Consider the following 26,438-nt stretch of genomic DNA (forward strand, 5'->3'; position numbering starts at 1 on the left):
ANGTCGGCGATCGCTAATAATAATCCGGTTCAGTTTGGGGTTGAACCATAGCCAACTCGAAATTAGGTCGGCGATCGCTAATAATAATCCGGTTCAGTTTGGGGTTGAACCATAGCCAACTCGAAATTAGGTCGGCGATCGCTAATAATAATCCGGTTCAGTTTGGGGTTGAACCATAGCCAACTCGAAATTAGACGGATCTCTTAAGAAGCGGAACACTTCTTCCTCCAAGCGGTGGACGAGGTAAGGTTCTAAAGCGTTACTCTGGCGCAAGCAGGCTAAATAGCCATCTAGATAGAGTTGCAGTTCACTAAAACGATTGCCCCTGCGCCACAGTTCAACGAGAGCATCAGTGAGGCGTTGGTAATAGCGGACGGAACGGGTATCAGTCAACATGATCTTAAATTGAAATCAACAGTAGGAGTCAGAACAGGAAACTAAGTCCAGAAAATCAGTCCAGAGAATCAACTACAGTAAACCGGATGACTGGTTAGAAGTCCATTCAGTTCAAGTCCCTGTTAAAGTGCCTTGATCTGAAGTCCGTTACTAAAGTCTGTTCAGTGAGATTGAGTTCGGTGTATTAAACTACAAGGTTGTCAAGAGTTTTCAGAATAATCTGAGGTTTTGAGCTATAACGACAGTTTGGTTATATCTCTAGTTTATCGTACCGACCAACCTCCTCGCAGATTTTAAGATTTGGGAGTCATTTTGCAGGCGACCTCATTTTCCCTCAGTAGCGGACGTTACAAAATCATGACATAAGCTAAGGTAGATTGTAGTCCACTCCTAGACAAAGGACAAAACAAGGTAACGTGGGTTTAGCTCAGATTTTGATTATCGAGGGTAATCGTCATTTGCGATCGCTCTTAGGTTGGCACTTACAACAGTCCGGGTATTGGGTACAACAAGCGACTGGAATTGCCCAAGCCCGAAGTATTCTGAGAGATCGTCAGCCCACCCTAGTCGTTATAAACTCTGATCTCCCTGACGGAGACGGACTAGAAATGTGCCGCTGGTTGTATCGGCGGAAACAATCGTTAATCTTAATGCTCTCGGCCCGCAACACCCAGAGCGATATAGTCGCAGGATTAAAAGCAGGAGCCGATGACTACCTCATTAAACCCTTTGGCGTACAGGAATTCATGGCGCGAGTTGATGCCCTCTGTCGTCGTCTGCGTTTATCTTCTGTTCCCCTTTATCTGATTTATGGGGATCTGCGTATTGATTTAGTCCAGCGCCGCGTTGAATTTGAAGAAGAAATCATCGAGCTAACCCCCCAGGAGTTTAGCCTGCTCTACATTTTAGCCCAAGCCGAAGGAGATGCCCTCACCCGATCCGAACTCCTAGAACGCGCTTGGCCCAATGCCATCGACAATCCCCGCACCATTGACACCCACGTTCTTTCCCTGCGCAAGAAACTAGAAGCCCATCCTCGTCGCCCCAACATCATCCAAACAGTGCGGAATGTCGGGTATCGTTTCAACCCAGAAGTCTTGCGTCACCGAGTCCAAACCCCTCCCCTACCTGTTCAAGCAACGGCTAAAGCGTGAGGGATTCATAATTGATAATTGTTCCCCCTCTCCCCTGCTCCCCCTCGAAGAGAGAAGTGAGAAGAGAGAATTATTACCGACTCCTGACTCTCCCCGCTTCCCTGCTCCCCTGCTCCGTCAATCCCTTGGGGGAGTTGGTCAACAAGAGTGCTAAAGTTGGATTCGAGTAGTTCGAGTTCTTTGTCCCGATACAAACTCTATGGCCAAACTTTCTGTTGAATTGAACCGTTACTTTTTCGAGGAAGACCGTAACCCCGAGGTCACATTCTACGATATTCTCACCCTAGCCGGAGAACGAGTATTTGGGATTCTCTTTGTTCTGCTATCCTTACCCTCAGCCTTACCCGTACCTGCTCCCGGTTACTCCATCCCTTTTGGTGTGGTTATGTTTTTATTAGCGGTTCAGTTAATTGCAGGGAGAAAACGCCCTTGGTTGCCAGAACGGATGAAACAGTCCACAGTGCGCTTAACAACGGCTCAACGTATTGTCAAAAGTGGTATTCCTTGGTTGCGTCGCTTGGAATTGTTCACTAAACCCCGCTTTGCCTCCCTTTGTACCAGTTTTTCCGGGCGTGTAGTGATTGGGGTAGCCATTTCTCTGATGGCCATTTGTATGATGATCCCCATCCCCGGAACCAATACCCTCCCAGCTATCGGGATTTTTATTACAGGGTTTGGTTTAGTAGAAGATGATGGCATTATTACTTTGATGGGTTTAGTTGTCTGTTTAATAGGTGGACTGTTAGCCGGCTCCATTTTTTTTGCTCTCATTTGGGGGGGGAGTAATTTATTGGAGTTACTCAAACAGTGGTTAGGCCGATAAATGCGCTGAAGCGCAACTACAAACAACTAACTCGGTTCGTTACCTACATTTGCTAAAAAAATAACCAACTTAAAAACTCATGAGTGATACAATTTTCGCGAAAATCATCCGCCGGGAAATTCCCGCTAATATTGTCTACGAAGATGATCTCTGTCTAGCCTTTACCGATGTTAACCCGGCTGCACCGACTCATATTCTGGTGATTCCGAAACAACCGATTCCCCAACTGTCTCAGGCTAAACCGGAAGATCATCGCTTGTTAGGTCATTTGTTAATTAAAGCCAAAGAGGTGGCCGAACAGGCGGGACTGACCAACGGTTATCGTGTTGTGATCAATAATGGAGAGGATGGGGGGCAAACGGTTTATCATCTCCACCTCCATATTTTGGGCGGTCGTCCCCTTGCTTGGCCACCGGGTTAGAATTGGAACGAAAACTGAATGATTCTTTCCCGCTTGGTCCGAAAGGCTGTATAATTAAAAGTTCGGGTAAAATTTTGGTTCGCTCTGTACCAAACCCCCTATCGCCAAACCTCTGAAAAATTTGCGCCAAGCCGCGTTAGTACGATTAGGAGAAAGAAGATTATATGTCTCGTTATAGAGGACCTCGTTTACGCATCACCCGCCGTCTAGGGGAACTGCCGGGTTTAACACGGAAAAGCAGCCGTCGCAGTTATCCCCCCGGACAACATGGACAGAATCGGCGGAAACGTTCTGAATATGCCATCCGTCTGGAAGAAAAGCAGAAGTTACGGTTTAACTATGGTGTTTCGGAGCGCCAGTTAATCCGTTATATGCGCCAAGCGCGTAGAGCAACGGGATCGACGGGTGAACGTCTGTTACAGTTGCTGGAAATGCGTTTAGATAATACAGTGTTCCGCTTGGGAATGGCGGGAACGATTCCGGCTGCTCGTCAGTTGGTGAATCATGGTCATGTGATGGTGAATGGTCGTGTAGTGGATATTGCCAGCTACCAATGCCGTGAGGGAGATGTGATTACAGTGCGGAATAAGGATAATTCCCGTCGTTTGGTGGAAGCGAATATGGAGTATCCCGGTTTAGCGAATCTGCCGAGCCATCTGGAATTTGATAAACAAACCATGACGGGTAAGGTGAATGGTATTGTGGAACGAGAATGGGTGGCACTCAATATCAATGAATTGTTGGTGGTTGAGTTCTATTCTCGGAAAGTCTAGTTTTTGGGTTTTTCCAAGGCAAAAACCAGCGATCTCTGAGAGATGGCTGGTTTTTAGAGTTTCTTGGGTCTATAGGTCTTCGTAAAGCGTCATGGTTTGACCGCGATAGTTTTCTAGGAGATAGCCCTTCTCTTGTTGATGGACTTGTTGCTCCGAGAGGGGGATTTTGCCGAGTTTGGTGGTGATGATATATTGAGGGACGGCAAAGCCTGTCATATAGCCTTGTAGACCGCGCATAATGGCTCGTCCGGTTTCGATGGTGGGGACGAAGTGGGAGACTCCGGTAACGTTATCGCAATGATAGAGGTAGTAGGGACGGACGCGGATTTTTAGGAGTTTTTTAAGTAGATCCCTCATGGTTTTAAGGTTGTCGTTGATGCCTTTGAGGAGGACGGTTTGATTTTGGACGACGACACCATGACGTAAGAGGCGATCGCACGCTTGAGCAGAGGCGGGTGTGATTTCCTTGCCATGATTGAAGTGGGTGTTCAGCCAAATGGGATGATAACGATCCAACATTTGGCAAAATTCCGGGGTGATTCGTTGAGGCAGTAAGACGGGATAACGGGAGCCAATACGGATAATTTCAACGTGGGGGATTTTCCGCAAGGCGGCAATAATCCACTCTAGTTTCTCGTCGCCGTAGGTGAGGGGATCTCCTCCGGTGAGTAAAACGTCGCGGATTTCCGGGTGGTCATGAATATAGCGGAAATCTTGATCCCAAGCCAGTGCTTCGTTTTGTTCAAAATAGGTGCCTTCTAGGTCGGTGGTGTGGTATTTGCGGGTACAGTGACGACAGTAGACGGCACAAGCTTCGGTGACGAGCATAATCACCCGATCGGGATATTTATGGACGACGCGATTGGTTTTGCGATATTCTGTGTCGCCGACGGGATCTTCTGAAGCGTTGGCAAAGGTTTTAAATTCTCCGAGTTGGGGAATGGCTTGTTGACGGATGGGACAGCTGGGATCGTTACGATCCATTAAGGAGGCATAGTAGGGGGTAATACTCCAACGGTATTTTCCTTCACATTGTGCGATCGCCTCTTCTTCCTCTGGTGTAACAGTGACCCACTCTCGCAATTGTTCTACAGTGGTGATGCGGTGTTTGAGTTGCGATCGCCAATCTTCCCAAACCAACTGACGTTTTTGGGTATTCAACATGAGCAAAAATCTCCATAATTTGGATAGTTTCTGGATTTTGTGAAATTACTTCACTCCCTCCTCTTATCGCTTCTGGGTATCTTTCTTCTGAGTATCTTTGCTCAGAGAAACGAGGGGGAAAGGTCAGAGAGATGCACCGTTAGTCAAGTTTAGTGTTTTTTCCAGTCTACTCACAAAAACCACTCAATGACCAGCTAAAATATTCCTGATCAGCAATATGTTTTCCCCGTTAAGAGCAAGCACACCCAATCCCGAAAACTTTTAAACACCCGTTTCAGAAGAACGTGAATCCTCTCCATCTTGCTCAGACAATTGCCGACGTTTTTTAATTTCCCGCGCTTTCTTTTGTAAATCAGAGAAAAAATCTGTTTCCACAATCTCTTGCACTTGCTTCGTTCTTTTGACCTCATCAATTTCAATTTTCAATTCCGCAACTTGTCGTTTCAGTTTTTCTTCCCGTTGACGGACTTTATCTACCATCATTTCAAAAACATTCGCCAGAATTGCAATTTCATCTAACCAGCGTTTTCTCTGAAAAAAAGCAAAATCATGTTCATACTTCGCCTCCCCAATTTCTTTCGCCATGTGCGTCAGTTGTAAAATGGGCTTCATAAAGAAATCTGAGGCAAAATAAACCAGAACAAATAAAGAACCATAGGTTAAGCCAAAGGCAACAATAACACGCTGACGAATAGCGCGTTGAACTTCAAACACATGATTGGCTTCAATATCTGCTCCTAATAATCCAATTACATTCCCTTGACTATCCTTTAGCGGTGTATAAGCAGAAAGCCAACTTCCCCATTGATCCGTGTAAAGATCCCGAATCACAGTCCGTTCTTCTTGAAAAGCTTTTAAATGTTCTGGGGAAGGAACATTAGGCTCTAAAAATAACAAAGCTCGCTCTGGATTATAAAGCCAAAGTGAATCAACCAGATAAATGATTTCTAGCTCTCCTTCCTCAACTTTAGGTTCTCCAATTCGTCGATTGGTAGCCGGATCACCTAATAACATAGTATAGGGATAAACCCGAGGTTCAATACTATGAACTGTTTTAAACCAATTGAGTTGTTTTTCATAAATCGGTGCGTGGGAGTAGCCGACAAAATTTCTTTGACCTACTTCATACAACTGTAGAGATTCATCACCATGTACTTTTTTAACCGCACCTAATGCTGTATTTTGTAAATCTACTTTGAGTCGTTCTAATGCTTTTTCAGTTGAGAACGTATAAAACCAATAAAATGCAACAGTGAAGACCCCACTAAACAGTAGCGTAAAACCTAACAAGAGTTTCCAACGCAAACTAAATATTTTTTGCTGATTGAGACTTTTCTCTTGGGTGATCATGGTTTGAGCTATCCTATATATTTAGCTTGTCCAAAACACTTTTTGCTTTAGAACGACGAGTTAAGCGCCAATTCAGTAGGCTATTTTCGTAAACAACACGCATTTGAAAAATTGACCAGATGCCAAGAAATGCGGCGAGAACCCCTATTCCAATATACCCGTAAAAGGTACTGAAGGGAAGAACATGACCCAATAAAATAACAATTCCAGTCACTCCAGAGCCTAAAATAGTTCCTATTGCCAGTAAATACCCGTCCATAAAAATACTGACCCGACCTCTACGCTCTTCCGGCACTAATGCTTGAAAAGATTTACGCGCAGACTCATCAATAGTATCCCAAGAAAGCCGCGCTAATAAAATGGCTCCAACCCCCCCGACTAAATTAGGAGAGATAAGGAGCAAAATAAGTGATGTTAGCATAGTAAACGGCATAATTAGGAATGTATCTTTTAGATTAAAATAAGTTAAAATTTTCCCAGTTAAGAAGGTTTGTATCGTAAAAGAAAGCAGTGTCATCGCTAGGCGATATAAGCCATAGAAGGTTTGATATTCTCCTAGGGTAGTGAAGGCATTATCAGAAATATCGTAAAAGCGAAACTCAATTAAGATGTCGCAAGCGGAAAAGATGAGAATTGACCAAGTTAGAAACCGAAAAGAACGAACTTCTTTAATAAAGTTAAAACATTCGGTCAAGGTATCTTGAACTGATTCAGGTTGGTAGATGGTTTGATCATGAGATTGGGTCGAACTGAGAAACACTTTAACTAGGATGTAAGAAAAAAGATAAAACAACACATTAACCAAAATCAGTTCTTCGGGGTCAACACCAAGGTCAGCAAAGACTCCCGGTGCAATAGTAGCAATACCAATTCCTAATAATTTCCCTAAAAATCCCCAAGCGGCAATGAGTGGAAAGAGTCGCTTGGCTTCGGCCATATTAAAAATAGAATTGGCAAAAATCCAGAAAACTAAGGGGAAAAATAACCATTGTAGTTCTGCGAGTAAATAAAAGAAAGAATAGTTGAGCCAGTCGGGGAATCTAAAGACAAATAATAACCTCAGCAAGACAAAAACCATCGCAAAAGAAAAGGTCATTCCTCCCATTACATTGACGCGGGATAGCCGATCAATGATTAAGGACTTCAGGCTGAGAACCCCTAAAATAATGATATAAGTAACAATGGAGACAACCAAGAATTGATTAACTCCAACTTTGTTTAAAAAGCCACTGACAGAAGCAATATAGGAAATTTGTACAGCTAGAGAATTACTCCAGAGAATTAGGCCTAATGGTAGGACTAAAACCAATTCATTAGGACGAAGACTAAAGAGACGAGTGAGGAATAATTTCATGTAAATAGCGACAGATAGAACAGAATAATTTCGTTAATTAGTGCGGATATTTTTATAAATTATCTAAATCGAATAATGAAGTTTTAAATAAGGGTTTAGAGCGAATTAAACGAGGTTTATAGTAAGTTTCTTGATTGATATTATGTGTTTCAATAAAGCCTTGTTCAAGTAATTCTTGTAATAAGATGTGAAGTTTTTGGGGTTCTTGTTCGGTTACGTTGACCAGTTCTTCCCAAGTCATGGAGGTGTAACGAATCATGATGGTTATAAGTTGGCGTTTAACCGGAGAAAGTTCGATTAATTCAAAAATACTTATTCCCGAATCTGACGACGAATTTTGTTTGTTTTTGAGGGTGTTAGCACTGGAAAATTGACGTAAATGACGAGCAATATCTTGAATAACTTGGCTGTAGGTATGGTTAGGAAAAGAGAGGGAGAAAATTTCTTTTTCTCTGATGGTTTGCATGGGTTCAGCCCAAGGTAAAACTCCTAAAATTGGGATATTATAGGTCAGTTCAACTTGTTGTTTTAATAGGGGAGTATTGAGAGTTTTGGGAACTTGATTCAGCAGGAGATGAATGTGGGGAATTTCAAGACGTTGGGCAACATCCAGGGTAACGGCTGTTCCTTGAAATTCAGGGTAGTCAATGCACAAAAGGACTAAGAAAATATCACAGAGGGCAATTAAGGGTAAGGTTTCTTCACTCAATCCGGGGTAGAGATCAATGAGTAAATAATCAAGCTGGAGATGGGTTGTAATGTCCCAGAGAATCTGGTGAATTTGTTGGACATCACGAAGTTCTGGGGGCAGGGGGTGGACGAGGTTAAAATGATGGTGGATGATGCCTAGATAACCGGAGGAGTCTGAGAGGGTGGGGTTGAGGAGTTCGCTGCGATCGCACACTAACTCAGATAAACTGACTTGACTGAGAAAATAGTCCTGAAGTAAAGGTCTATTCTCCCCGCAATCTAGGTCTAATGAGGAATGATGGGAACGGGGGGATAAGCGCGATCGCCCTTGAATATCAGTGTCCACCAAACCCACCCGATAACCCTGTTGGCCTAATGTCACCGCTAAATTAGTGGTGAAGGTAGATTTCCCCGTACCATGACGGAAAGAGTGAATGGAGATGATTTGGGGCATAAAACACTATCCTGATGGGAATGTGGTCAAAATCAAAGCGCAATCAGTTGAGACTCGCTAACTCCCTAATTCTTGTTACAGTAGTTTCTGTTCAGGATCAGGGAAATCAACTGGATTAAGTAAGCTGTAGGGTTAAATCCAAGCTGTTCCCTCTACTGGAACATCCTCCCTCACAATTGATGAACCACACAAAAGGAAGATTGAGAAGAGAAGATTGATATGTCAGAAATTGCCCACCCTCACTTTTGGGAAAACCGCTATCAAGAAGGAACATCTCGTTGGGATTTAGGCCAAGCTACTCCTAGTTTAATGCACTTCCTCCAGAGTCCAGATGCGCCCCCGCTGGGTCGGGTGGTGGTTTTGGGCTGTGGAAGAGGCCATGATGCTCTGTTGTTTGGGGAGTTGGGTTATGAAGCGTTGGGGGTAGACTTTGCTCCTTCTGCGATCGCCCAGGCCCAAGAACTCGCCCAAAACTATGATAATCCCGCCCGTTTCCTAGAACGCAATATCTTTGATTTGTCCACAGAATTCCCTCAATCCTTTGATTATGTCTTTGAACACACCTGTTTCTGTGCCATTCCCTTAAACCAGCGCCCCCAGTACGTGCAACTGGTGCATTCTCTCCTCAAACCCCAAGGAGAATTAATTGCCGTCTTCTTCACCCATACCCGTCCCGGAGGCCCTCCCTTCGGCACCACCCCGGCCGAAATCGAGCAGCATTTTAGTCCCTATTTTGACATTCTCACCCTCACCCCTACCCCCCACTCCGTCCCCTCCCGGCAAGGAGAAGAACACTTTGCCCGTTTGCGGAAAAGATAACCCAGTTTTCTATTCAAGCGGATCAATGCGATCGCCCCTACTCTGCATCTGTGATATCCTCCCGACGCTCCCCTATCGTGAGAGCGCGGTGCTTCTCGGCGGTTAGCTAACTCAGTCCTTCCACCTCTTCCACCGACAAAGATAAAGCCCCAGCTACTTGTTCCACACTTAAACCCATTGCCAGCAGTTTAGGAATCGCCTCTCGTTGAGTTTGTTCCGCACTATCTGCCCGTTGGCGCTCCGCTTCTGCCCGTTGGCGTTCCGCTTCGGTCCGTTGGCGTTCGAGTTTAGCTAACTCGCTCCCCGTCAGCAACAAATTCCCCTCACTATCCCACCAACGTAACCAGTGCTGAGTTTGATTTTGATAGCTCCCTTCCCATACCCCCAACTCCACCCCCATCGTGGCAATGGGATAATGACCCCGCTCATTAGGCTCCAAACGGTGATAGCGACCATTCACCCAGTTATACACTTCTAACTCATGGGTTTGAATCAGATAAATTGCATAATAGGGAATGCGAATAATCCGCTCATAAACCCAGAATTTCCCCGGTTTTTGCTTAACACCTTCTGGCAAACGAGATAAAGAAGTATTATCCCGTTCTTCCGAACCATCCCCACTGGCCAATTCAATCGCAATAAAGGGGACCATATACTCACGCCATAACACATAAGAACGGCGATATTGACCATCCAATTGAGGTGGAACATTGGGAACATAGAACCAATCCGGCGCTTCAGCACCTCGTTCCGGTGGGTCTGTTTCCCGCCAGTAAATACCACAATCCTGCCCGATTGCATATTGTCCATCGGGGTGGAGAGCTTGCAAGGTACTTTCCAGAGAATCAGTGAGTAAAATACTCTGGGGATGTTCTTGAAAGTTTTTCACAAACGTTCCGTCAGATTCAGGTAATTGAGTATGATCGGGAAAAGCAGGCGGTATGATAGTCCGGTCTACGCTTTGGGTCATGTCTATCCGCGAGTCAAAGGACAGATGTTTTATCCAACTATCTTAATTCAATTATACTGTTTTTTGTAACCCATCACGGGATCACGGTTTCCTCGACCTATGAACCTTAAAATTATCCGTAGGTTGGGTGAAGCGACAGCGCAACCCAACAATAAACCGGGAAAGACGGGGTGAAATCTCATTCTAGCCAACAGCAAAATGTTGGGTTACATTTCATTCCACCCAACCTACAAAGCTATGAACCTTAAAATTATCCGTAGGTTGGGTGAAGCGACAGCGCAACCCAACAATAAACCGGGAAAGATGGGGTTAAATCTCATTCTAGCCAACAGCAAAATGTTGGGTTACATTGCATTCCACCCAACCTACAAAGCTATGAACCTTAAGATTATCCGTAGGTTGGGTGAAGCGACAGCGCAACCCAACAATAAACCGAGAAAGACGGGGTGAAATCTCATTCTAGCCAACAGCAAAATGTTGGGTTACATTTCATTCCACCCAACCTACAAAGCTAATTACTATTTTTCAACTTCCGCCAATCTTCACCCAACTGAATCGTAATATCCGAACTCAGTTCACCCGTACTTTCTACCCGTACCTCCCCGATGCCCAACTGTCTGCGAACATCAAAAGCACTGCTATCATCACCCCGTTGGGCAACAATGCGGGAGGTTTTTAACGGTTCTCGCCAACGACGACCCACCTGTACATTCCGATACCCTTGGTTATACAGCATCGTCACCAACGTATCTACCGCTTCCCGATCTCCCGTACTGTCTTGAATCGCAATCCGAAGATAATTAGTATTACGGGAACTGTATTCCGCAAACCCCTGATTAAAATGTTGGGCCATCAGGTTCTCAATTTGTCGATGGTGAGGCAACCAATAACTCACCCCATTCTGCCCTGTCCCATTAAACTCACCGGGTAACATCAACATTTGAATATTACCCCGATCCACCTGAGTCGCAAACCCCGCTAAGGCCGCTAATTCTTCCACATTCAAATTAGTATCAATATTCTCTCTAATCACCTGTAAAATCTTAGGGATACGCATGAGAGTGGAAGGACGCAAAACTTGTTCCACCAACGCCCGCATAAACGTTTGTTGCCGTTGAACTCGTCCAATATCCCCATACTGGTCATAACGATAGCGCAGGAATTGTAACGCCTTTTCCCCATCGAGATGTTGTTCCCCTTCCTGCAAATTGATGTAGAGGTGTTGACTGTGGTCTGTATATTTCATCGCCGTAGGGACATAGAGATTCACCCCACCTAAAGCATCAATCAGTTTTTCTACCCCTTGGACATTCACCCGCACATAGCGGTCAATGGGAACATCCGCGAGTAAACGACTCACCGCTTTAGCCGTTAGCGCGGGACCTCCGTGAGCATTGGCCGCATTAATTTTCATCGTGCCATATCCGGGGATGGTGGTTTGAGTATCCCGGGGAATCGAAAGGACAGTCAGTTTTTGCAGTTGAGGGTCAAACCGCAAAAGTAACATGGTGTCAGAACGCCCTTCAAAAGAGTCCACCGTGAAGAGATATCCGGGGTCTTCTTCGGGAGGGAGTCTTAAGTTAAGGTCAGAAGAAAGGACTTTGACCCCCAACACCAGAATATTCACCGGACGGGTGAGGGAGGGAAATCTCAGGTTAGAGAGAGCAATACTATCATCCTGAAACACCCCATCATCTTCATGGTGACTCAGAAATACTTGTCGCAGGGGAGTAGCAGACAGAGAAACAGCTAAGATGGCTCCAGCCATTGCCGATAACATTCCCACTCCAGTTAACCCCAACCAAATCCACAGCCAACGGTTTCCTCCCCGACGGGCTTTCGGGCGAGGAATAGAGGGTTTAGGGCGGGAATGGTGGCGGTTATTAGACATTCTTTGGGTTGACACAGGCTTCCTCTCACACCGAAAAATTAAAAACTGGAAGGGTATCTGTAATTTAGGGCTTTAGCACGCTTTTAGCAATTCTTCCTAGAATTCCGACCGAGTTCCGGTTAATTAGGAGAAATACTTGTTGGAGAGTTGGTTAACTCCGGGGACATCCACTTTTTGTCGTTTCCAGAGTCGAACCATTAACCCCAGACAGAGGACAAAATAACCGGAGGTGACCAAAGCATCTAAAAACAACAAGCGCAAGTGTAAAATTTCGGATGTTTGACCTGCACTAAAGGTTAATAAACTATAGGCACAGAGCCATAATAAAGCAAGGGTGAGCGCTAAACGACTAACTCGTTTTTGTTGGGAGGTGCTGTGAGGACGGGATAAAGTCCAGAGGGAGGGAATCACGCCCAAGACAGGCACGAGACAAAACAAGAGTTGTAGCCGTTGTAAGGGTTGCTCAACTAGGGGATCTGAGGGTAAGGGGTTGCTGGCTAGGGGATGAACCGTTAAGGAATCTAAATCTAAAGGCTCTGAATCTAAAGGGTTTGATGATGACATGAGAGGTTTAACGGTGGGGAATCTCACGGGTCGGTCTGGGAAGGATAACCTTTTTTATTTTAACAAAAAAAGGGCGCATTGAGAACATAATTGCTCAAAATTGTCAATGTCTAATTTGCAGTTTTTTAACCCCCAAGTGACGGGGGATGGCTCGTTTACTTTTTTTTCCCCGGAGTTTGAGGAAACCTTTCATTCTCACGGGGGAGCGAAACAGGAGGCGGAGTTAAAGTTTATTGAACCTTGTCTGATTCGCTCCAAAGCCCAACAGCAAGACCGGATTCGCATTTTAGATGTCTGTTATGGCTTGGGCTATAATAGCGCGGCGGCGTTGACTGGGATTGGGGAGGTGAACCCCCACTGTCGGGTGGAGTTGGTGGCTCTAGAATTGAACCCTCGGGTGGCTCAGGCGGCACTGGCTCATCATTTACTGGATTTATGGCCGGCTGAGGTGGTGGAAGGGCTGGGGCAGTTGGTGGCGGTGGGGTCTTGCCAGAGGGGGAATCTGGAGGCGAGAATGCTCTGGGGTGATGCTCGCCAGTCGATTAAAGGGGTGTTAGATGATGGGTTTCGGGCTGATGCCATTTTTCTGGATCCCTTTTCTCCGCCGAAATGTCCCCAACTTTGGACGGTGGAGTTTTTGGGAGCGGTTGCCCAAGCGTTGGCTCCGACGGGACGACTGGCGACCTATTCCTGTGCGGCGGCGGTGAGAGGGGCGTTAATGGAGGCTGGGCTGAGGATAGGGGCGAGTCCTCGGGTGGGGAGAAGATCCCCGGGGACGGTGGCGAGTTGGGCGGGGGATTTGCCTCCTCTGTCGTTGCAGGAACAGGAACATTTGCTGACTCGGGCGGCGGTTCCCTATCGCGATCGCACGGGACAAGATTCCCCCACCATAATCCGTCAGCGTCGCCAAGCCGAACAGACCTCTAGTCCCTTGGAACCGAGCAGTCACTGGAAAAAACGCTGGACTTAATCCCCTTTTTTGAGAAACTCTAGGTAAGTATTGCTTAACTCCTTCACGGCCAACTCGTAGAACTGTTTACCGTGGGTTGGGGTAGCTAAGGCGGGATTGGAGCCCATGCGGCCATCGGGATAGTGACGACGAAAATCGGCCGCCCCATAGATGGGATAGCCCGAGGCCACTTTTTCGCTTAAAGGGGCTTTTTTAATCGCTTCTGGGTGGACATATTGAGTCAGGGCGACTTCGCTGGGAGTGGCGTGGGAACCTTCTTGTAGCCCGTAGAGTTCCTTGGCTAAGTTATAGACACTGCTACACATGAACCAGTTGCCCACCTTACACTGCACTTGTTCAGCCCCCGGAATCCTCAGTAACGCCAGATGATGGTAGGTTTCCGAAAAGGCTGCTTTCAGGGTGGCAATATTGCCCCCATGCCCATTAATGAAAAAAAAGCGTTGAAACCCGGCTTGGGTCAAACTGGTGAGATAGTCTTGAATGACGGCAATTAGGGTGCTAGGTCGTAAACTCATTGACCCCGGAAAGGCCATATGGTGCAGTGCCATCCCTACGTTAATCGTCGGACCCACTAGGGCTTGAGTGGTTTCTCCCACTCCTTTGGCGATCGCCTCCGCACAAATGGCATCGGTTCCGATTAAACCCGTCGGCCCGTGTTGTTCCGTTGACCCAATGGGCAGAATAATCCCTCTAGAGCTTTGCAAATAGGTTTCAACTTCTGGCCAGGTACTCAGATGTAACAGCATAGAGAATCCTTGAAAACTGTAATCCCATATAAAAGTTAACATAACTTTTATGTAGAACGCTGAAATTTAGATTTCAATTTTGATAAAATGAAACGTATTTTTAACCTAAGCCCCTTAACTAAGGGGTTAAAACTATGACCACTAACCTGAATGCTAACAAACAGAAAAAGCTCTTAAAAATATTGATCGGTGCGGCATGGATTGATGGCACTGTGCAAGCTGAAGAGCGGGAATATTTACACAAAATGGCACAACAAGAGGGGTTAGCCGATGATCCAGAAATTAAACCATTGCTCTCGGAACTTAGACAAGTTAAACCCCAAGAATGTTATGATTGGCTCAATGCTTATTTAGGCGAAAATCACACCCAAGAAGACTATCAAGAACTGCTAGAAGCCTTGAGTGCAATTATTTACAGCGACGGTCAAGTAGAAACCGCAGAAGCCAAACTGCTCAACCAACTACAAGAACTCGATCCTGCCAACGACCCCCCGCAAACTGTATTTAATAAGTTTTTAAAATCTGTCCAACTGTTGTATCGTAAAGCCCTAGAGGACAAGACCTAAGCCCTAGAAGTAAGGCGCGTTTGCCCTCCGGTGAGGAGCGCGCCTTACCTTTTTTCGCTACACTAGGTTTGTAGATGCCACTAAACAACTCAGGAGAGATCGCATTGAAGAATCAATCAGCACCAAGTTTGCAACCATTAATTGGAGGGATCATTGCTGCATTGATCGTCCTCATTGGCTTTAATTCCTTTGTCATTATTAACCCCGGACAAGCGGGAGTTTTAAGTATTTTAGGGAAAGCCCAAAGTGGAGCCTTATTAGAGGGATTACATTTCAAACCGCCTCTAATCTCCAACGTTGATGTTTATGATGTCACCGTGCAGAAGTTTGAAGTTCCTGCCCAAAGTTCTACTCGGGACTTACAGGAATTATCGGCAAGTTTTGCCATTAACTTCCGCTTAGATCCCGTGCGGATTGTGGATATTCGGCGGAAACAGGGGACCTTAGAAAATGTCGTTTCCAAAATTGTCGCCCCCCAAACTCAGGAGGCCTTTAAAATAGCCGCCGCCCTGCGCACGGTAGAAGAAGCCATTACCAAGCGGTCGGAGTTAAAGGAAGACTTTGATAATGCCCTCACTGCCCGGTTAGAGAAGTATGGGATCATTGTGCTGGATACCAGTGTGGTGGATTTAACCTTTTCTCCGGAGTTTGCTCGGGCGGTGGAAGAGAAGCAAATCGCGGAACAACGGGCGCAACGGGCGATTTATATCGCTCGTGAAGCGGAACAACAAGCCCAAGCCGATGTTAACCGTGCTAAGGGGAAAGCGGAAGCCCAGCGCCTGTTAGCGGAAACCTTGAAGGCTCAGGGGGGGACATTAGTGCTTCAGAAGGAGGCTATCGAAGCGTGGCGAGAAGGGGGCGCTCCTATGCCGAAAGTGCTGGTCATTGGCGGGAAGGAAGGTGCGGGAGCGGTGCCATTCCTATTTAACTTAGGCAATGTGGGGGATGTGGTGAAACAGTAGGTCATCCTTCGTTATCTTAAATTTCAGGTGAAGACCCCCGCTACATTTTTTGACAAGATACTCACTGAAATTAGCGGGGGCTTGCCTCCTCCCACGAGTGGTAACTGAGCGTTAGTCGAAGTGCAGAGTTATTCAGCAAGCCCCATCTAAAAGATAGAGATATCAATGCAGTAATTAACATCATTAAAAGTTGTATCCGTTTTATTACTTACGGTTTAATACGGATAAAAAATAGAATTTAGAGCATTATTTCCATATTTTATACAGATTTTCCCTAGATCAGAGTGTTAAAATTTTACTACGATCTCTTGAATCAGGGTAGATTTATGCGTATTTCCCATTATCTTTGGTGCAATTCTTGCCAAAGTATTTTTACAACTTCTCATGCTCCCGTTGATCTTAAGAATCAAAAATCTTCTATTCAGTATGTGACAGAATCTCTAAGAGATCATCATTGGCACAATCCCACAGAAACCTGTCCTTTTTGTCATGGGAGTGATGTGGAATGGTGCGAAGAAGCCATCCATTCTCTCGGTAGAATTCCTATGGCTGCTCGTACTCCTTTCTGGAAAAAGTTCAGGATTCCTTGGTTAAAACGCAAGTTAAGGCAAAGTCCGGCGATGTTACCTGTGAGTCGATAAGCATTTAGGAATCCCGGTTCTTTGGAACAAAAAAAGTGTTATTTTTTGATTGTATCCAAAAAATAACACCAGAAAAAACGGGGGTCTTCACCCCGACATTCAAGATAAAGATCAGGTGATGGATTAGTTGGAAATCTCCCCAGCACTGTTTGCCTAGGAAACTGACCGTCTAAGATAAGAGTGATTTAGGGAGATTTAGCCAGTTTTTATGAGGGCTTATTGCCTAGCAAAATCAAGCAAAATCTCGCAACATTTTCTTGATTTCTATGTTATGTAACTCCTCTTGACCAATCATGCCCCGGGCATATTCTTCTAGGTAAACGCTGGCATCTTCTACGATTTCTAGGAGTTCTTTGTATAACTCTAAGGCCTTCTTTTCATGACCTAGGCTCTCTTCTAACAGAGACTTAATATCATGTTCATAACTCTCTTCAATGGGTGCAATTTTTTGGGTAGGATGACCTTCTAGACCAGTGAGAATTTCCCCGGCTTGTTGGGCATGAAGCAAAGATTCTTCAGCTTGAGTTTTAAAAAAGTCTACAATGGGCAGACGATTGGGACCTGTCACCATCAAGCTATAGTGGGTATAACGGACTACACCTGCTAGTTCAAATTCCATAATTTGGCTCAAAATTTGAATGGTTTTTTGAGTATCAAGTTCTCTCATGTTGCCTGTGTTGTCTAGATAAGTTGACTGAGGATTACATCACGCTTGACTTGTGAATCCGCAATATAGCACTCTTATTTAAGTTGTAATATTTTGGGATTTTTAACCCCTATCCTAGGGGGAATTTATGAATTACCCCAGCTACAACTTATTTAGGATTGCTATAGTCGTCAATCACAAAATTGTTAATAACAAAATAAGGTATCTCGGGTGTCTCGTCCGGTGACGGGATTGGTACCACTGGCGACTTCACATAACTTTTCTTGAATGTCGGACCGCAAAAATACATCGGTAAAATCAGCCCCTTCAATATTGGCTTTGTCAAACCGGGCATTGGGGGCTAAAGCGCCTTCTAAGATGGCATTTTTGAGGTTGGCACGGGTTAAACGGGCTGATCCTAAAACAGTATTGCGTAAGTTGGCCCCTTCTAAATTGGCAGAGTCTAGATTAGCGGAAAAGAAAGTCACGCCTTCTAGGTTGGAGTGGCTAAAATCGGCTTTTTGGAGACTGGCAGAACGAAAACTGGAGTCTCGTAGATCGCGGTTAGAAAAATCTTGTTCCATGAAAAACCCTTTGGTGTAGTCTTCTGCGAGAGCAGGAGGCGCGTTTAAGGTTAGGAGACTGAATCCGGCGATCGCACACCAACAAACACCGAGTACCATCAACAGGAGACTGGAAAAGCTTCGTTTCTTCATGGCCACAACCCAAAATTCACACAAATCACACTGATTTCTCTTTTATCGTACCATTATCAACAATCCCCACTAAACCCTAGAATTGCCATGACTCCCCCCCGCAAACCATCCCCCGCCTCCCATGAAGTGGGGCAATTAGGCGAACAACTGGTTGCCCTGTGGCTGAAACAACAAGGTTGGCAAATTCTCCAACAGCGTTGGCGTTGTCGGGAGGGGGAAATTGATCTGATTGCTCAATCAGAGGCTGAGGGGATGGCTTTTGTGGAGGTGAAAACGCGCCGTCGGGGGAATTGGGATGAAGATGGACGTTTAGCGGTGGATGAACGCAAACAGCGCCGATTTTCCCAAGCGGCTGAGGTGTTTTTAAGTCGTTTTCCGCAGTGGGCGGATTTGCCCTGTCGTTTCGATTGTGCGTTTGTGCGATCGCGTAGCGTCTCGGAAGGAGAATCGCGTAGCGTCTCGGAAGGAGAATCGCGTAGCGTCTCGGAAGGAGAATCGCGTAGCGTCTCGGAAGGAGAATCGCGTAGCGTCTCGGAAGGAGAATCGCGTAGCGTCTCGGAAGGAGAATCGCGTAGCGTCTCGGAAGGAGAATCGCGCACATCCCATTTCCCCTCTAAGGCAATCTCTACTCGGGTTGAGATCGGGCAACCTGTGCGCTGGGGACGTTTCGAGTTAATCTTACAAGAGTATCTGATCGGCGCGTTTGAGGCATTTTGATCGGAAATATATCAAGATTGGGTACTATTCCTTGCTCTGTGGTGGCGGGTTTTTGGATTGCGCGACAAACGACACAGAAGCCCAAATAAGACGCGAACCTTAGAAATACCCTAGGAGAAGCCTACACTTGCCCAACAGGGAAGTGTAGAAACACGTCACGGAATAATCCCACTTGTGTTAGTTGTGGGGGTTTTAAGAAACCTTGGAAGCAGATTGTTGACGTGATAATGCTTGGAGTTGCTGTAACAGAACTTCAACTTCGGCCTGTAAATGTAAATACTTTAATTGTTGCTCGGTCTGGTAAGCCTTCATTAGGTTTTTTAATTGCACGCTATCGGCACGATCAGAAGTTTTGACAGAAGATACAGTGGGCATTATTCTTTACGTTTTTTAACTAAGTTCACACCGCGAAGGTATTCTAACCCATTTAACGTAAACTTATCGTAATAATTATTGCTCTTTGTGAAGGAAAATCATAAAGAAATGTAATCATTTGTCAACATTCGGGGTTAGGTTAACTGGGTTTCCTGTCGGAGATAGGCCTCGATAAAGGGATCAATGGCACCGTTCATCACGTCATCAATGGCGGTTGTTTCCGCGCTGGTGCGTAAATCCTTGACCATTTGATAGGGGTGGAACACATAGTTCCGAATCTGATTCCCCCAAGCGGCCTCAACGATATCGCCGCGAATTTGGGCGATTTCCTGAGCGCGTTGTTCTTGAGCAATGACTAATAATTTGGCTTTCAGCAGTGCCATTGCTTTTTCTTTGTTTTGCAGTTGCGATCGCTCTTGAGTACAACGGACAGCAATTCCCGTGGGGACATGAACAATGCGCACAGCCGTTTCCACCTTGTTCACATTCTGCCCCCCTTTCCCCCCAGAGCGTGATGTACTAATTTCTAAATCCTGTTCAGGAATCTCCAGATCCAGACTAGACTCTTCTAAGGCAGGCATCACATCCACCCCAGCAAAACTGGTCTGGCGTTTACCATTGGCGTTAAAGGGGGAAATTCTCACTAAACGATGGGTGCCTTTTTCGGCTTTTAAGTAACCATAGGCATAGCGCCCGGTAAACTCCAAGGTGGCGGATTTAATTCCGGCCTCGTCCCCTTCCGATAATTCGGCTAAATTCACCTTATAGCCTTGTTTTTCGCCCCAACGGGTATACATTCGCAGCAACATTTCTGCCCAATCTTGGGCATCGGTTCCCCCAGCACCTGCATTAATGGTTAAAACGGCTCCCTCTTGGTCGTACTCCGCAGAGAGGAGTTGCTGAAGTTCCCAACTGTCCAGCGCTTTATTGAGTTGGGTGAGATTGGTTTCCGCTTCGGTGAGCAGACTCTCATCTTGTTCAAGTTCGAGCAGTTCGGCGATCGCTTCTGTATCTTCCAACTGCTGTTTCCATTGATAATACTGCTCTAAAGCCCCCTTCACTTCCGTTAAATTCTGTAAGGTTTTCTGGGCCTTAGTCTGATTATCCCAAAAGTCCGGTTGTGCAGAGATTTGTTCTAAGTCCTGAATTTTGGCTTGTAGTGCAGGCAGGTCAAAGATAGTCCTGGGCTTTACCCAGGCGGATGGTGAGCAGTTCAATCTCCCGTTTTAGTTCGGTCAGTTCCATTGTATGGTTATCGATGATCTTCAAAAGAGTAATCACCAATTGATTATAGCAGGGTGGAAACAAGAAAAAGGGGCAAAAAGGTATCTGTTGAGTCTGATGGATCAATCCACAACAGTATACACTTTTTGCCCATACGCCAATTTGCTTATATGATAGGCAAAACTGGCTAGTTCCTCAACAAAATCAACTCTCTCTGCATCTAGGTCATCAGCATTTTTGCTGCTTTTCTCCCTAAGACATCAGTGAAATGATTAATGTTCCCGGGAAGTTTAAAAAATTCGGTCATTCCTTCCCTTTACACAAGTTGGCTGGTTGCACGAGAAACCCCGCGCTGTACCCGTAGAGTCAAGGATGTCAGGAGGTCGGGGATCACCCCTCGAAAACCAATGAGCGCGGCGAATCCACCAACGATCGGTTATCCTGTCAGCAGGTCTTTCACTAAAATCCCATGATTTATGAACAAGACTTTCACCTCTGGTTAGAAGACACAATCCACAAGCTCACCCATCATCAATGATGAGGATAGTTTGAATATAGCTAGGCATATTGCTCCTACCTTATGGGCTGGATTAACCGCTATAGTGTGAATAGCCACCAAGCAGGGTTAAGAACTATGACCATATCTTTAGCCAAATGGACGATAGAAAACTATCATCAAATGGTTGAAACGGGTTTACTCGAAGATCGCCCGGTGGAACTGCTCAAGGGAGAAATTGTCGAAATATCCCCAGAAAGTGAACCCCATGCTTACTATAGTCGAACAGCTGCCGAGTATTTGATGCAGATATTAGGCGATCGCGCTTTAGTCAGTCAAGCTAAACCCATCACCCTACCCAACCACTCGGAACCAGAACCCGATATTGCTATTGTGCAACGGTTGGGTCGAGAATATCTTACCCACCATCCCTATCCGGAAAATATTTTTTGGCTGATGGAATATGCCAATACCAGTTTAGAAAAAGACTCCAGCTTAAAATATCAGATATATGCAGAAGCGGGAATTCCTGAATATTGGTTAGTGAATTTAAAACGTCGGGAACTGATTATATTTCGTCATCCCCAAGGGGGAGAATATGCCTCCAAAATGACCTTAACCGCAGGAGAAATAACCCCCCTAGCTTTTGAGGATCTCAAAATTCCCGTAGCTGCCTTGATTGGCGAGTAATAGAGCATATCAGGACTACAGGGGGGAGAATTCATGAATTCCCCCTACTTGGGGTCTGCTGAAAAAGCCCAACGCTAGACTCAACAAGGGAATAGATAATTGATAATTGATAATTGCTCTCCTGCTCCCCCTCTCCCCCGCCCCCCTGCTCCCCCGCTCCCCAAGTTATTCAGCAAACCCTACTTAACCCATCTGATGAGGTTTGATGCTCCCTCCTAATCACTCAAGAGCGCCTCGACAAACTCGTAACTAGAGAAAGGCCGTAAATCCTCAATGCCCTCCCCAGCACCAATAAAACGGATAGGTAAATGTAACTGTTGCGCTACGGCTAACGCCACACCTCCCTTAGCACTACTATCCAATTTTGTCAAGACCACCCCACTTAATTGGGCGGCCTCGGAGAAGACTTGGGCTTGACGGAGGCCATTTTGTCCCAAGGTGGCATCTAACACCAGCAGGGATTCAATCTTAGCGTTGGGGGCTTTTTTGTCGATAATGCGGCGAATTTTCGCCAGTTCCTCCATGAGGTTTTTCTTGTTCTGTAAGCGTCCGGCCGTGTCTACGAGCAGTAATTCCGCCTCACGGGATTGGGCGGCTGTGATGGCATCAAAGACTACCGCCGCCGGGTCGGTATTTTTCCCGGGGTTGGCGATAACGGGAGTATCAGACCGTTCTCCCCATACCTTCACCTGTTCCACGGCCGCAGCGCGGAAGGTATCGGCGGCGGCGATGAGGCAGGAGTAACCCGATTTTTGGGCGAGGTGGGCTAATTTGCCGATGGTGGTGGTTTTCCCGGCTCCATTGACTCCGGTCATTAACCAGATATTGAGGATATCTTTTTGGGGGACAAACATCTCATTTTTGTGGTCTGCGAGGGGGCGCTCTAGGATATCACAGAGGATTTTTTTCAAGTAGGCGATCGCCTGTTCCGGAGGTAATGCCTCCTCCCGCAGCTTATTCTGGAGGGTTTCGATAATATAATCCGTCGCCTCTACCCCCACATCGGCCTGTAATAACAAGGCCTCAATTTCCATCACCGCATCCTCATTGAGGGGGCCTTGTCCCACAATGGATTTAAGTTGATTGACCAAACTGCGCCGGGTTTTCCCCAGTCCTTCCCGCAGTCGTTTTAACCAGGTGATCTCTTCGGCAGAAATATCCTCCGGTTGCCGTCCTTGTTCGGCCAACACCCGCGCCGACCACATAAAATCCTCATCAAAGGGGATGTCGCCCTCTGGGGTTGTCGGGGCAATGGTTTCCGGTTCGGGTGTTTCTATGGCGGTGGCTTTTAAGCGTTCCAAAGCATCGGATTTTTTCAGCCACGCGGGAACGGTAACGGGGGGTTCCGCTTCTCCTTCGTGGGCATCTGTTACCAGTTCCTCATCTTCCTCCTGCACAATGGCGGCTGGTGTAAGTTCGGGTTCTGGCACTTCTACAGGCTCTTCCGTAGGCTCTTCCGTAGGCTCTTCTGTAACAGCTTCTGAGACGGGTTCTGGTGCTTCTACAGGCTCTTCCGTAACAGCTTCTGAGACAGGTTCTGGCGCTTCTATAGGCTCTTCCGTAACAGCTTCTGAGACGGGTTCTGGCGCTTCTACAGGCTCTTCCGTAACAGCTTCTGAGACGGGTTCTGGCGCTTCTACAGGCTCTTCCGTAGGCTCTTCCGTAGGCTCTTCTGTAACAGCTTCTGAGACGGGTTCTGGTGCTTCTACAGGCTCTTCCGTAACAGCTTCTGAGACGGGTTCTGGTGCTTCTACAGGCTCTTCCGTAACAGCTTCTGAGACGGGTTCTGGTGCTTCTACAGGCTCTTCCGTAACAGCTTCTGAGACAGGTTCTGGCGCTTCTATAGGCTCTTCCGTAACAGCTTCTGAGACAGGTTCTGGCGCTTCTATAGGCTCTTCGGCTACGGGTTCGGCTGGAATGACCTCAGAGACGGGTTTAACGACTTCAGCCACAGGTTCTAATTCTTCCTCGTGGCCTTCGGTTTCCAACTCCTCTAACTCCGTTGCCACCGTTTCCTCTGCTTCGGGGGGAGGAGGAGTCTTTTCTTCTGCTGTGGGTTCTGTTGTTACCCCTTGGCGCTTTTGGATATTTTGATAGGCGGCTTTTGCCCACTGAAGATAATCTTCATGGGATGTGGTGGTGGTGTCAGAGGACTCGCTGGATTCTGGGGCTTTTTCTTCAACGGGGGGTTTTTCAGGGGTGGGGGGAGTTTCTGGGGTTTGTTCTTGTTTATCGCGATCGCCAAATTTCCGATTAAACCAGTTAAACATAGTAAGTTATCAATAAAATAGCTGATGGCAATTGATTGCCCAACCCCTTAAGGAAAGCCGGGAAAACATAGCTTCATCTTATTTTAAGGGAAGGGGGAACAGTTCGACAGGTTCAACCCCTCGGAGGACAGAGTAGGCAATCAGGGTTAATTCTTTTGGCTACAGAAACCTCCCTAGCATCCAACCCGAACCCCTCCCTAAACCGGAAACCGGGTTAATCCTTTGCCGTCTACATCTTGCCAAAAACCCGGTTTCTGACCTAAAACCAGAAACCGGGTTGCTTCCCTGACCTCACTTTACATCCGTTCTAAAACAGGAATACCTAACAAAGATAACCCTAACTTTAACGTTTCTGCGGTCAAATTACACAGCATTAATCGAGAAGTTCGCACAGGTTCTTCTGCCTTTAAAACCGGACATTGTTCAAAGAATTGATTAAACTTTTGGCTCAATTCATAAAGATATTGACATAACCGATTCGGCAACAAATCCCGCTCCACTTCTTGCAAAATGTCGCTCAATTGTAGCAAATGTTTAGCGAGATTTAATTCCGCTTCGGCCGCCAACACAATCCCCCCCGGAGTCGGTTCAGGGGGAAGAGCAACCACCGGGAGAGCCGGAGGTTGGGGTTCTCCTAAAACGGTTTCCTTCGTCTCTTGAATATCCTGCCACAGTTTTTTCCGGTCTTTTTGGAACAACAAACGGTTATAAATAAACCACAGCGTATAGAAAAAGCCTGTCAGTTGAAAAACAGAAGGGAGGAGGGGAATCGAATGGAGTTCCCGGTAAATCCGCACGGTGATATCAATGCCTAGAAAACCCACCAACAGGGCGAAAAATGCCCAAAGAAGCGGTTTCCAATTCAGTTGGGTTAGAGGTTTGCTAATCTTGCCAATTGCGCTCAACTGACTAAAATCAATATTCCCTTTGCGACTAATGCCTTGAATGCGAACGTAGGCATAGAGCAGATAAGGGGAGGTGTTCCCTTGGAGCGCTAGCATTTTGTTGTAACTAAAAACATAGTTACTGGTGCGATTTTGGCTCAAGTCCGCATATTTCACGGCACTTAAACCAATCACTTGGGCGACATGATGCTTAAAGTCTTCGTCCTCTTGGCGGTTTTCCGTTTGCAGACGTTGCTCAACATCTTGATAGGCCCGGTCTACGGCTTCATCGAGGAGGTCGCGCAGACGCACGGTTTCGCCGGAACGGGTTTTGAGTTTTTTCCCGTCTTCTCCTTGGACTAACCCAAAGGGAACATGAACCACGTCCACCTGTTCAGGTAAGATTCCCGCTTTTTTGGCGACTTGGAAAACTTGGGTGAAGTGGTTGGCCTGTCCGGCATCGGTGACATAAATAATCCGTTCAGCTTCGTCTTGGCGGATACGGTACTGGAGGGCCGCCAGGTCGGTGGTGGCGTAGTTATAACCCCCGTCGGATTTCTGGACAATGAGGGGGAGGGGATTCCCTTCTTTATTGCTGAAACCATCGAGAAAGACGCATTTTGCCCCCTGGTCTTCGGCGAGGATGCCGGAATTGTCGAGGGTTTCTACAACGCCGGGGAGGAGGGGATTATAGAAGGATTCCCCCCGTTCTTGCAGTTTAATGTCGAGTGCGTCGTAAATGGCTTGAAATTCTTTGCGAGACTGGTTACAGAGCAGTTGCCAAGCGTGGCGGCTATCTTCTGCCCCCGCTTGCAAGTTAACGACTTCTTGGCGGGCGGTTTCTCGGAAGTCTTCGTCTTCGTCAAACCGTTGTTTGGCTTGGCGGTAGAGGCTGACTAAATCTCCCAAATCAAGGGCGTTAGCGGTGGTGAGCGCTTCGGGGTAGGCTTCCCGCAGGTAAGCAATGAGCATCCCAAATTGAGTCCCCCAGTCGCCGACATGGTTGAGACGGAGAACGTCATGGCCGCGAAATTCGAGGATACGGGCGATGCTATCCCCAATGATGGTAGACCGCAGATGCCCAACGTGCATTTCTTTGGCGATGTTGGGGCTAGAAAAGTCTACTATGACTTTTTGGGGGTGTTTGGCGGTTTCTACGCCTAGACGGGGGTCTTGTTGGAGGGTGGTGAGGTGTTGGGCGAGGTATTGGGGTTTTAGGGTGAGGTTAATAAACCCGGGGCCGGCAATTTCGGGGGGTTCGCACATCTCTTGGAGTTGGAGATGGTTGATGAGGGTTTGGGCGATGTCCCGAGGTTTCTGTTTGAGGGGTTTGGCGAGGCTGAGGGCGACGTTACATTGATAGTCGCCGAATTTGGGGTTATTGGTGGGGGCAATGAGGGGGTCTTGGGTGACCATTTCCTCACCAAAGGCGGCCACGAGGGCTTGTGTAAATTGGGTTTTGAGTTGTTCGAGGATCGAGGTCATGGTCTTGACGTTAGAAGCTTGGGGAGTTTATCTAGGTTAGGGGTGTGTTATTGTGCGATCGCACGGTCAACCACTCAGGGAACTTCTAGGATACTCTATCTTACCTTAAATGTTGGCTTGAAGGCTCTCGGTTTCACCGATGAGATGAAAAGCCAACCAATATAGAAACAGCGAAGCACAATTAATACTCTGGAGAGTCTTGGCTCTCCACAGATTTTTTAATAAGA

The 26,438-nt window shown here is 46.5% G+C and carries 25 protein-coding genes and 2 pseudogenes; 11 read left to right on the top strand and 16 right to left on the bottom strand.

The features are described from left to right. Positions 1-141: 141 nt before the first annotated feature. Positions 142-396 (bottom strand): DUF6761 family protein, encoded by a 255-nt coding sequence (locus tag K4A83_RS09115; RefSeq protein ID WP_265264182.1) that lies wholly within the window; start codon positions 394-396, stop codon positions 142-144. Positions 397-812: 416 nt separating this feature from the next. Between K4A83_RS09115 and K4A83_RS09120 the strand changes: the two genes are divergently transcribed. The 4 genes from K4A83_RS09120 to rpsD all read left to right on the top strand — a co-directional run bounded on the left by K4A83_RS09120 (position 813) and on the right by rpsD (position 3,567). Next, positions 813-1,550 (top strand): response regulator transcription factor, encoded by a 738-nt coding sequence (locus K4A83_RS09120; protein ID WP_265264183.1) that lies wholly within the window; start codon positions 813-815, stop codon positions 1,548-1,550. Positions 1,551-1,749: 199 nt separating this feature from the next. Next, entirely contained in the window at positions 1,750-2,373 is a 624-nt protein-coding gene (locus tag K4A83_RS09125; RefSeq protein WP_265264184.1) for an exopolysaccharide biosynthesis protein, read from the top strand. Between the two features lie 79 nt (positions 2,374-2,452). After that, positions 2,453-2,794 (top strand): histidine triad nucleotide-binding protein, encoded by a 342-nt coding sequence (locus tag K4A83_RS09130; protein WP_265264186.1) that lies wholly within the window; start codon positions 2,453-2,455, stop codon positions 2,792-2,794. A 164-nt stretch (positions 2,795-2,958) separates the two neighbouring features. After that, positions 2,959-3,567 carry a 30S ribosomal protein S4 gene (gene rpsD, locus K4A83_RS09135; RefSeq protein ID WP_265264187.1) on the top strand — a complete coding sequence of 203 codons (609 nt, stop codon included), beginning with the start codon at positions 2,959-2,961 and terminating at the stop codon, positions 3,565-3,567. A 69-nt stretch (positions 3,568-3,636) separates the two neighbouring features. Here the strand turns inward: rpsD and blsG are convergent, their stop codons facing one another. The 4 genes from blsG to K4A83_RS09155 all read right to left on the bottom strand — a co-directional run bounded on the left by blsG (position 3,637) and on the right by K4A83_RS09155 (position 8,579). After that, positions 3,637-4,731, bottom strand: a complete 1,095-nt coding sequence (blsG, locus tag K4A83_RS09140; RefSeq protein ID WP_265264188.1) for an arginine 2,3-aminomutase — start codon at positions 4,729-4,731, stop codon at positions 3,637-3,639. 261 nt (positions 4,732-4,992) lie between these two features. Then, positions 4,993-6,081, bottom strand: coding sequence for a hypothetical protein (locus K4A83_RS09145; RefSeq protein ID WP_265264189.1), 1,089 nt, complete (start codon positions 6,079-6,081; stop codon positions 4,993-4,995). Between the two features lie 13 nt (positions 6,082-6,094). Further along, entirely contained in the window at positions 6,095-7,435 is a 1,341-nt protein-coding gene (locus K4A83_RS09150) for a hypothetical protein (RefSeq protein WP_265264190.1), read from the bottom strand. Between the two features lie 52 nt (positions 7,436-7,487). Beyond that, on the bottom strand, positions 7,488-8,579 hold the full coding sequence (locus tag K4A83_RS09155; protein WP_265264191.1) for a MinD/ParA family ATP-binding protein: 1,092 nt from the start codon (positions 8,577-8,579) through the stop codon (positions 7,488-7,490). 219 nt (positions 8,580-8,798) lie between these two features. Between K4A83_RS09155 and K4A83_RS09160 the strand changes: the two genes are divergently transcribed. Continuing rightward, the gene (locus K4A83_RS09160; RefSeq protein ID WP_265264192.1) at positions 8,799-9,398 is read left to right on the top strand and encodes a TPMT family class I SAM-dependent methyltransferase; all 600 of its coding nucleotides are present in this window, start codon (positions 8,799-8,801) and stop codon (positions 9,396-9,398) included. 106 nt (positions 9,399-9,504) lie between these two features. Here the strand turns inward: K4A83_RS09160 and K4A83_RS09165 are convergent, their stop codons facing one another. The 3 genes from K4A83_RS09165 to K4A83_RS09175 all read right to left on the bottom strand — a co-directional run bounded on the left by K4A83_RS09165 (position 9,505) and on the right by K4A83_RS09175 (position 12,823). Next, positions 9,505-10,368: a Uma2 family endonuclease gene (locus K4A83_RS09165; protein WP_407809970.1), complete on the bottom strand. Its 864-nt coding sequence runs from the start codon at positions 10,366-10,368 to the stop codon at positions 9,505-9,507. 511 nt (positions 10,369-10,879) lie between these two features. Then, a complete protein-coding gene (locus K4A83_RS09170) occupies positions 10,880-12,259 on the bottom strand; it encodes an LCP family protein (protein ID WP_407809975.1) in 1,380 nt (459 codons plus the stop codon). A 123-nt stretch (positions 12,260-12,382) separates the two neighbouring features. Then, positions 12,383-12,823: a hypothetical protein gene (locus K4A83_RS09175; protein ID WP_265264195.1), complete on the bottom strand. Its 441-nt coding sequence runs from the start codon at positions 12,821-12,823 to the stop codon at positions 12,383-12,385. A 106-nt stretch (positions 12,824-12,929) separates the two neighbouring features. Between K4A83_RS09175 and K4A83_RS09180 the strand changes: the two genes are divergently transcribed. Then, on the top strand, positions 12,930-13,793 hold the full coding sequence (locus K4A83_RS09180; protein WP_265264196.1) for a tRNA (5-methylaminomethyl-2-thiouridine)(34)-methyltransferase MnmD: 864 nt from the start codon (positions 12,930-12,932) through the stop codon (positions 13,791-13,793). On the opposite strand, the gene K4A83_RS09185 is transcribed toward K4A83_RS09180, so the two are convergent. Further along, positions 13,790-14,539, bottom strand: coding sequence for a creatininase family protein (locus K4A83_RS09185; RefSeq protein ID WP_407809976.1), 750 nt, complete (start codon positions 14,537-14,539; stop codon positions 13,790-13,792). The genes K4A83_RS09180 and K4A83_RS09185 overlap by 4 nt on opposite strands. A gap of 134 nt (positions 14,540-14,673) precedes the next feature. Between K4A83_RS09185 and K4A83_RS09190 the strand changes: the two genes are divergently transcribed. The 3 genes from K4A83_RS09190 (at position 14,674) to K4A83_RS09200 (ending at position 16,708) form a co-directional block, all read left to right on the top strand. Beyond that, positions 14,674-15,105: a tellurite resistance TerB family protein gene (locus K4A83_RS09190; protein WP_265264198.1), complete on the top strand. Its 432-nt coding sequence runs from the start codon at positions 14,674-14,676 to the stop codon at positions 15,103-15,105. A gap of 104 nt (positions 15,106-15,209) precedes the next feature. Then, positions 15,210-16,067, top strand: a complete 858-nt coding sequence (locus K4A83_RS09195) for a prohibitin family protein (RefSeq protein ID WP_407809971.1) — start codon at positions 15,210-15,212, stop codon at positions 16,065-16,067. A gap of 326 nt (positions 16,068-16,393) precedes the next feature. Next, positions 16,394-16,708 (top strand): DUF2572 family protein, encoded by a 315-nt coding sequence (locus K4A83_RS09200; RefSeq protein WP_265264200.1) that lies wholly within the window; start codon positions 16,394-16,396, stop codon positions 16,706-16,708. A gap of 232 nt (positions 16,709-16,940) precedes the next feature. On the opposite strand, the gene K4A83_RS09205 is transcribed toward K4A83_RS09200, so the two are convergent. Together K4A83_RS09205 and K4A83_RS09210 are read right to left on the bottom strand one after the other, a co-directional pair. Then, entirely contained in the window at positions 16,941-17,375 is a 435-nt protein-coding gene (locus tag K4A83_RS09205; protein WP_265264201.1) for a ferritin-like domain-containing protein, read from the bottom strand. A gap of 185 nt (positions 17,376-17,560) precedes the next feature. Beyond that, positions 17,561-18,037 (bottom strand): pentapeptide repeat-containing protein, encoded by a 477-nt coding sequence (locus K4A83_RS09210; RefSeq protein ID WP_407809977.1) that lies wholly within the window; start codon positions 18,035-18,037, stop codon positions 17,561-17,563. A gap of 120 nt (positions 18,038-18,157) precedes the next feature. Here K4A83_RS09210 and K4A83_RS09215 point away from each other — a divergent pair, with 120 nt between their 5' ends. Next, positions 18,158-18,787, top strand: a complete 630-nt coding sequence (locus tag K4A83_RS09215; protein WP_265264203.1) for a YraN family protein — start codon at positions 18,158-18,160, stop codon at positions 18,785-18,787. 192 nt (positions 18,788-18,979) lie between these two features. Here the strand turns inward: K4A83_RS09215 and K4A83_RS09220 are convergent, their stop codons facing one another. Both K4A83_RS09220 and prfB read right to left on the bottom strand, forming a co-directional pair. Further along, positions 18,980-19,162, bottom strand: coding sequence for a hypothetical protein (locus K4A83_RS09220; RefSeq protein ID WP_265264204.1), 183 nt, complete (start codon positions 19,160-19,162; stop codon positions 18,980-18,982). 134 nt (positions 19,163-19,296) lie between these two features. Beyond that, positions 19,297-20,407 (bottom strand): peptide chain release factor 2 gene (prfB, locus tag K4A83_RS09225; RefSeq protein ID WP_407809972.1). Its coding sequence is split into 2 segments (ribosomal slippage): positions 19,297-20,334 and positions 20,336-20,407, totalling 1,110 coding nucleotides; the frame shifts between segments, so codons are not numbered across the junction. A gap of 613 nt (positions 20,408-21,020) precedes the next feature. On the opposite strand from prfB, the gene K4A83_RS09230 reads away from it, so the two are divergent. Then, positions 21,021-21,572 (top strand): Uma2 family endonuclease, encoded by a 552-nt coding sequence (locus tag K4A83_RS09230; RefSeq protein ID WP_265264206.1) that lies wholly within the window; start codon positions 21,021-21,023, stop codon positions 21,570-21,572. 215 nt (positions 21,573-21,787) lie between these two features. Here K4A83_RS09230 and ftsY read toward each other — a convergent pair whose 3' ends face one another. The 3 genes and pseudogenes from ftsY to argS form a co-directional block, all read right to left on the bottom strand. Beyond that, positions 21,788-23,842 carry a signal recognition particle-docking protein FtsY gene (gene ftsY / locus K4A83_RS09235; protein ID WP_265264207.1) on the bottom strand — a complete coding sequence of 685 codons (2,055 nt, stop codon included), beginning with the start codon at positions 23,840-23,842 and terminating at the stop codon, positions 21,788-21,790. A 296-nt stretch (positions 23,843-24,138) separates the two neighbouring features. Continuing rightward, a pseudogene (locus K4A83_RS23130) lies at positions 24,139-24,420 on the bottom strand (DALR anticodon-binding domain-containing protein); the annotation flags it as partial. A gap of 66 nt (positions 24,421-24,486) precedes the next feature. Continuing rightward, positions 24,487-26,211, bottom strand: a pseudogene (gene argS / locus K4A83_RS09240) (arginine--tRNA ligase); the annotation flags it as partial. Between the last annotated feature and the right edge of the window lie 227 nt (positions 26,212-26,438).

It is taken from the genome of Spirulina subsalsa FACHB-351, from assembly GCF_026130165.1.
Taxonomy (GTDB): domain Bacteria; phylum Cyanobacteriota; class Cyanobacteriia; order Cyanobacteriales; family Spirulinaceae; genus Spirulina_A; species Spirulina_A subsalsa_A.

Excerpts from the sequence above, each read along its gene's own strand:
- K4A83_RS09180 (WP_265264196.1), top strand. The coding sequence starts at position 12,930 with ATGTCTAATTTGCAGTTTTTTAACCCCCAAGTGACGGGGGATGGCTCG.
- K4A83_RS09190 (WP_265264198.1), top strand. The coding sequence starts at position 14,674 with ATGACCACTAACCTGAATGCTAACAAACAGAAAAAGCTCTTAAAAATA.
- ftsY (WP_265264207.1), bottom strand. The coding sequence starts at position 23,842 with ATGTTTAACTGGTTTAATCGGAAATTTGGCGATCGCGATAAACAAGAA.
- K4A83_RS09155 (WP_265264191.1), bottom strand. The coding sequence starts at position 8,579 with ATGCCCCAAATCATCTCCATTCACTCTTTCCGTCATGGTACGGGGAAA.
- K4A83_RS09230 (WP_265264206.1), top strand. The coding sequence starts at position 21,021 with ATGACCATATCTTTAGCCAAATGGACGATAGAAAACTATCATCAAATG.
- K4A83_RS09200 (WP_265264200.1), top strand. The coding sequence starts at position 16,394 with ATGCGTATTTCCCATTATCTTTGGTGCAATTCTTGCCAAAGTATTTTT.
- K4A83_RS09115 (WP_265264182.1), bottom strand. The coding sequence starts at position 396 with ATGTTGACTGATACCCGTTCCGTCCGCTATTACCAACGCCTCACTGAT.
- K4A83_RS09150 (WP_265264190.1), bottom strand. The coding sequence starts at position 7,435 with ATGAAATTATTCCTCACTCGTCTCTTTAGTCTTCGTCCTAATGAATTG.
- K4A83_RS09215 (WP_265264203.1), top strand. The coding sequence starts at position 18,158 with ATGACTCCCCCCCGCAAACCATCCCCCGCCTCCCATGAAGTGGGGCAA.
- K4A83_RS09185 (WP_407809976.1), bottom strand. The coding sequence starts at position 14,539 with ATGCTGTTACATCTGAGTACCTGGCCAGAAGTTGAAACCTATTTGCAA.
- blsG (WP_265264188.1), bottom strand. The coding sequence starts at position 4,731 with ATGTTGAATACCCAAAAACGTCAGTTGGTTTGGGAAGATTGGCGATCG.
- K4A83_RS09170 (WP_407809975.1), bottom strand. The coding sequence starts at position 12,259 with ATGTCTAATAACCGCCACCATTCCCGCCCTAAACCCTCTATTCCTCGC.
- K4A83_RS09145 (WP_265264189.1), bottom strand. The coding sequence starts at position 6,081 with ATGATCACCCAAGAGAAAAGTCTCAATCAGCAAAAAATATTTAGTTTG.
- K4A83_RS09210 (WP_407809977.1), bottom strand. The coding sequence starts at position 18,037 with ATGGTACTCGGTGTTTGTTGGTGTGCGATCGCCGGATTCAGTCTCCTA.
- rpsD (WP_265264187.1), top strand. The coding sequence starts at position 2,959 with ATGTCTCGTTATAGAGGACCTCGTTTACGCATCACCCGCCGTCTAGGG.
- K4A83_RS09165 (WP_407809970.1), bottom strand. The coding sequence starts at position 10,368 with ATGACCCAAAGCGTAGACCGGACTATCATACCGCCTGCTTTTCCCGAT.
- K4A83_RS09220 (WP_265264204.1), bottom strand. The coding sequence starts at position 19,162 with ATGCCCACTGTATCTTCTGTCAAAACTTCTGATCGTGCCGATAGCGTG.
- K4A83_RS09160 (WP_265264192.1), top strand. The coding sequence starts at position 8,799 with ATGTCAGAAATTGCCCACCCTCACTTTTGGGAAAACCGCTATCAAGAA.
- K4A83_RS09125 (WP_265264184.1), top strand. The coding sequence starts at position 1,750 with ATGGCCAAACTTTCTGTTGAATTGAACCGTTACTTTTTCGAGGAAGAC.
- K4A83_RS09175 (WP_265264195.1), bottom strand. The coding sequence starts at position 12,823 with ATGTCATCATCAAACCCTTTAGATTCAGAGCCTTTAGATTTAGATTCC.
- K4A83_RS09130 (WP_265264186.1), top strand. The coding sequence starts at position 2,453 with ATGAGTGATACAATTTTCGCGAAAATCATCCGCCGGGAAATTCCCGCT.
- K4A83_RS09205 (WP_265264201.1), bottom strand. The coding sequence starts at position 17,375 with ATGAGAGAACTTGATACTCAAAAAACCATTCAAATTTTGAGCCAAATT.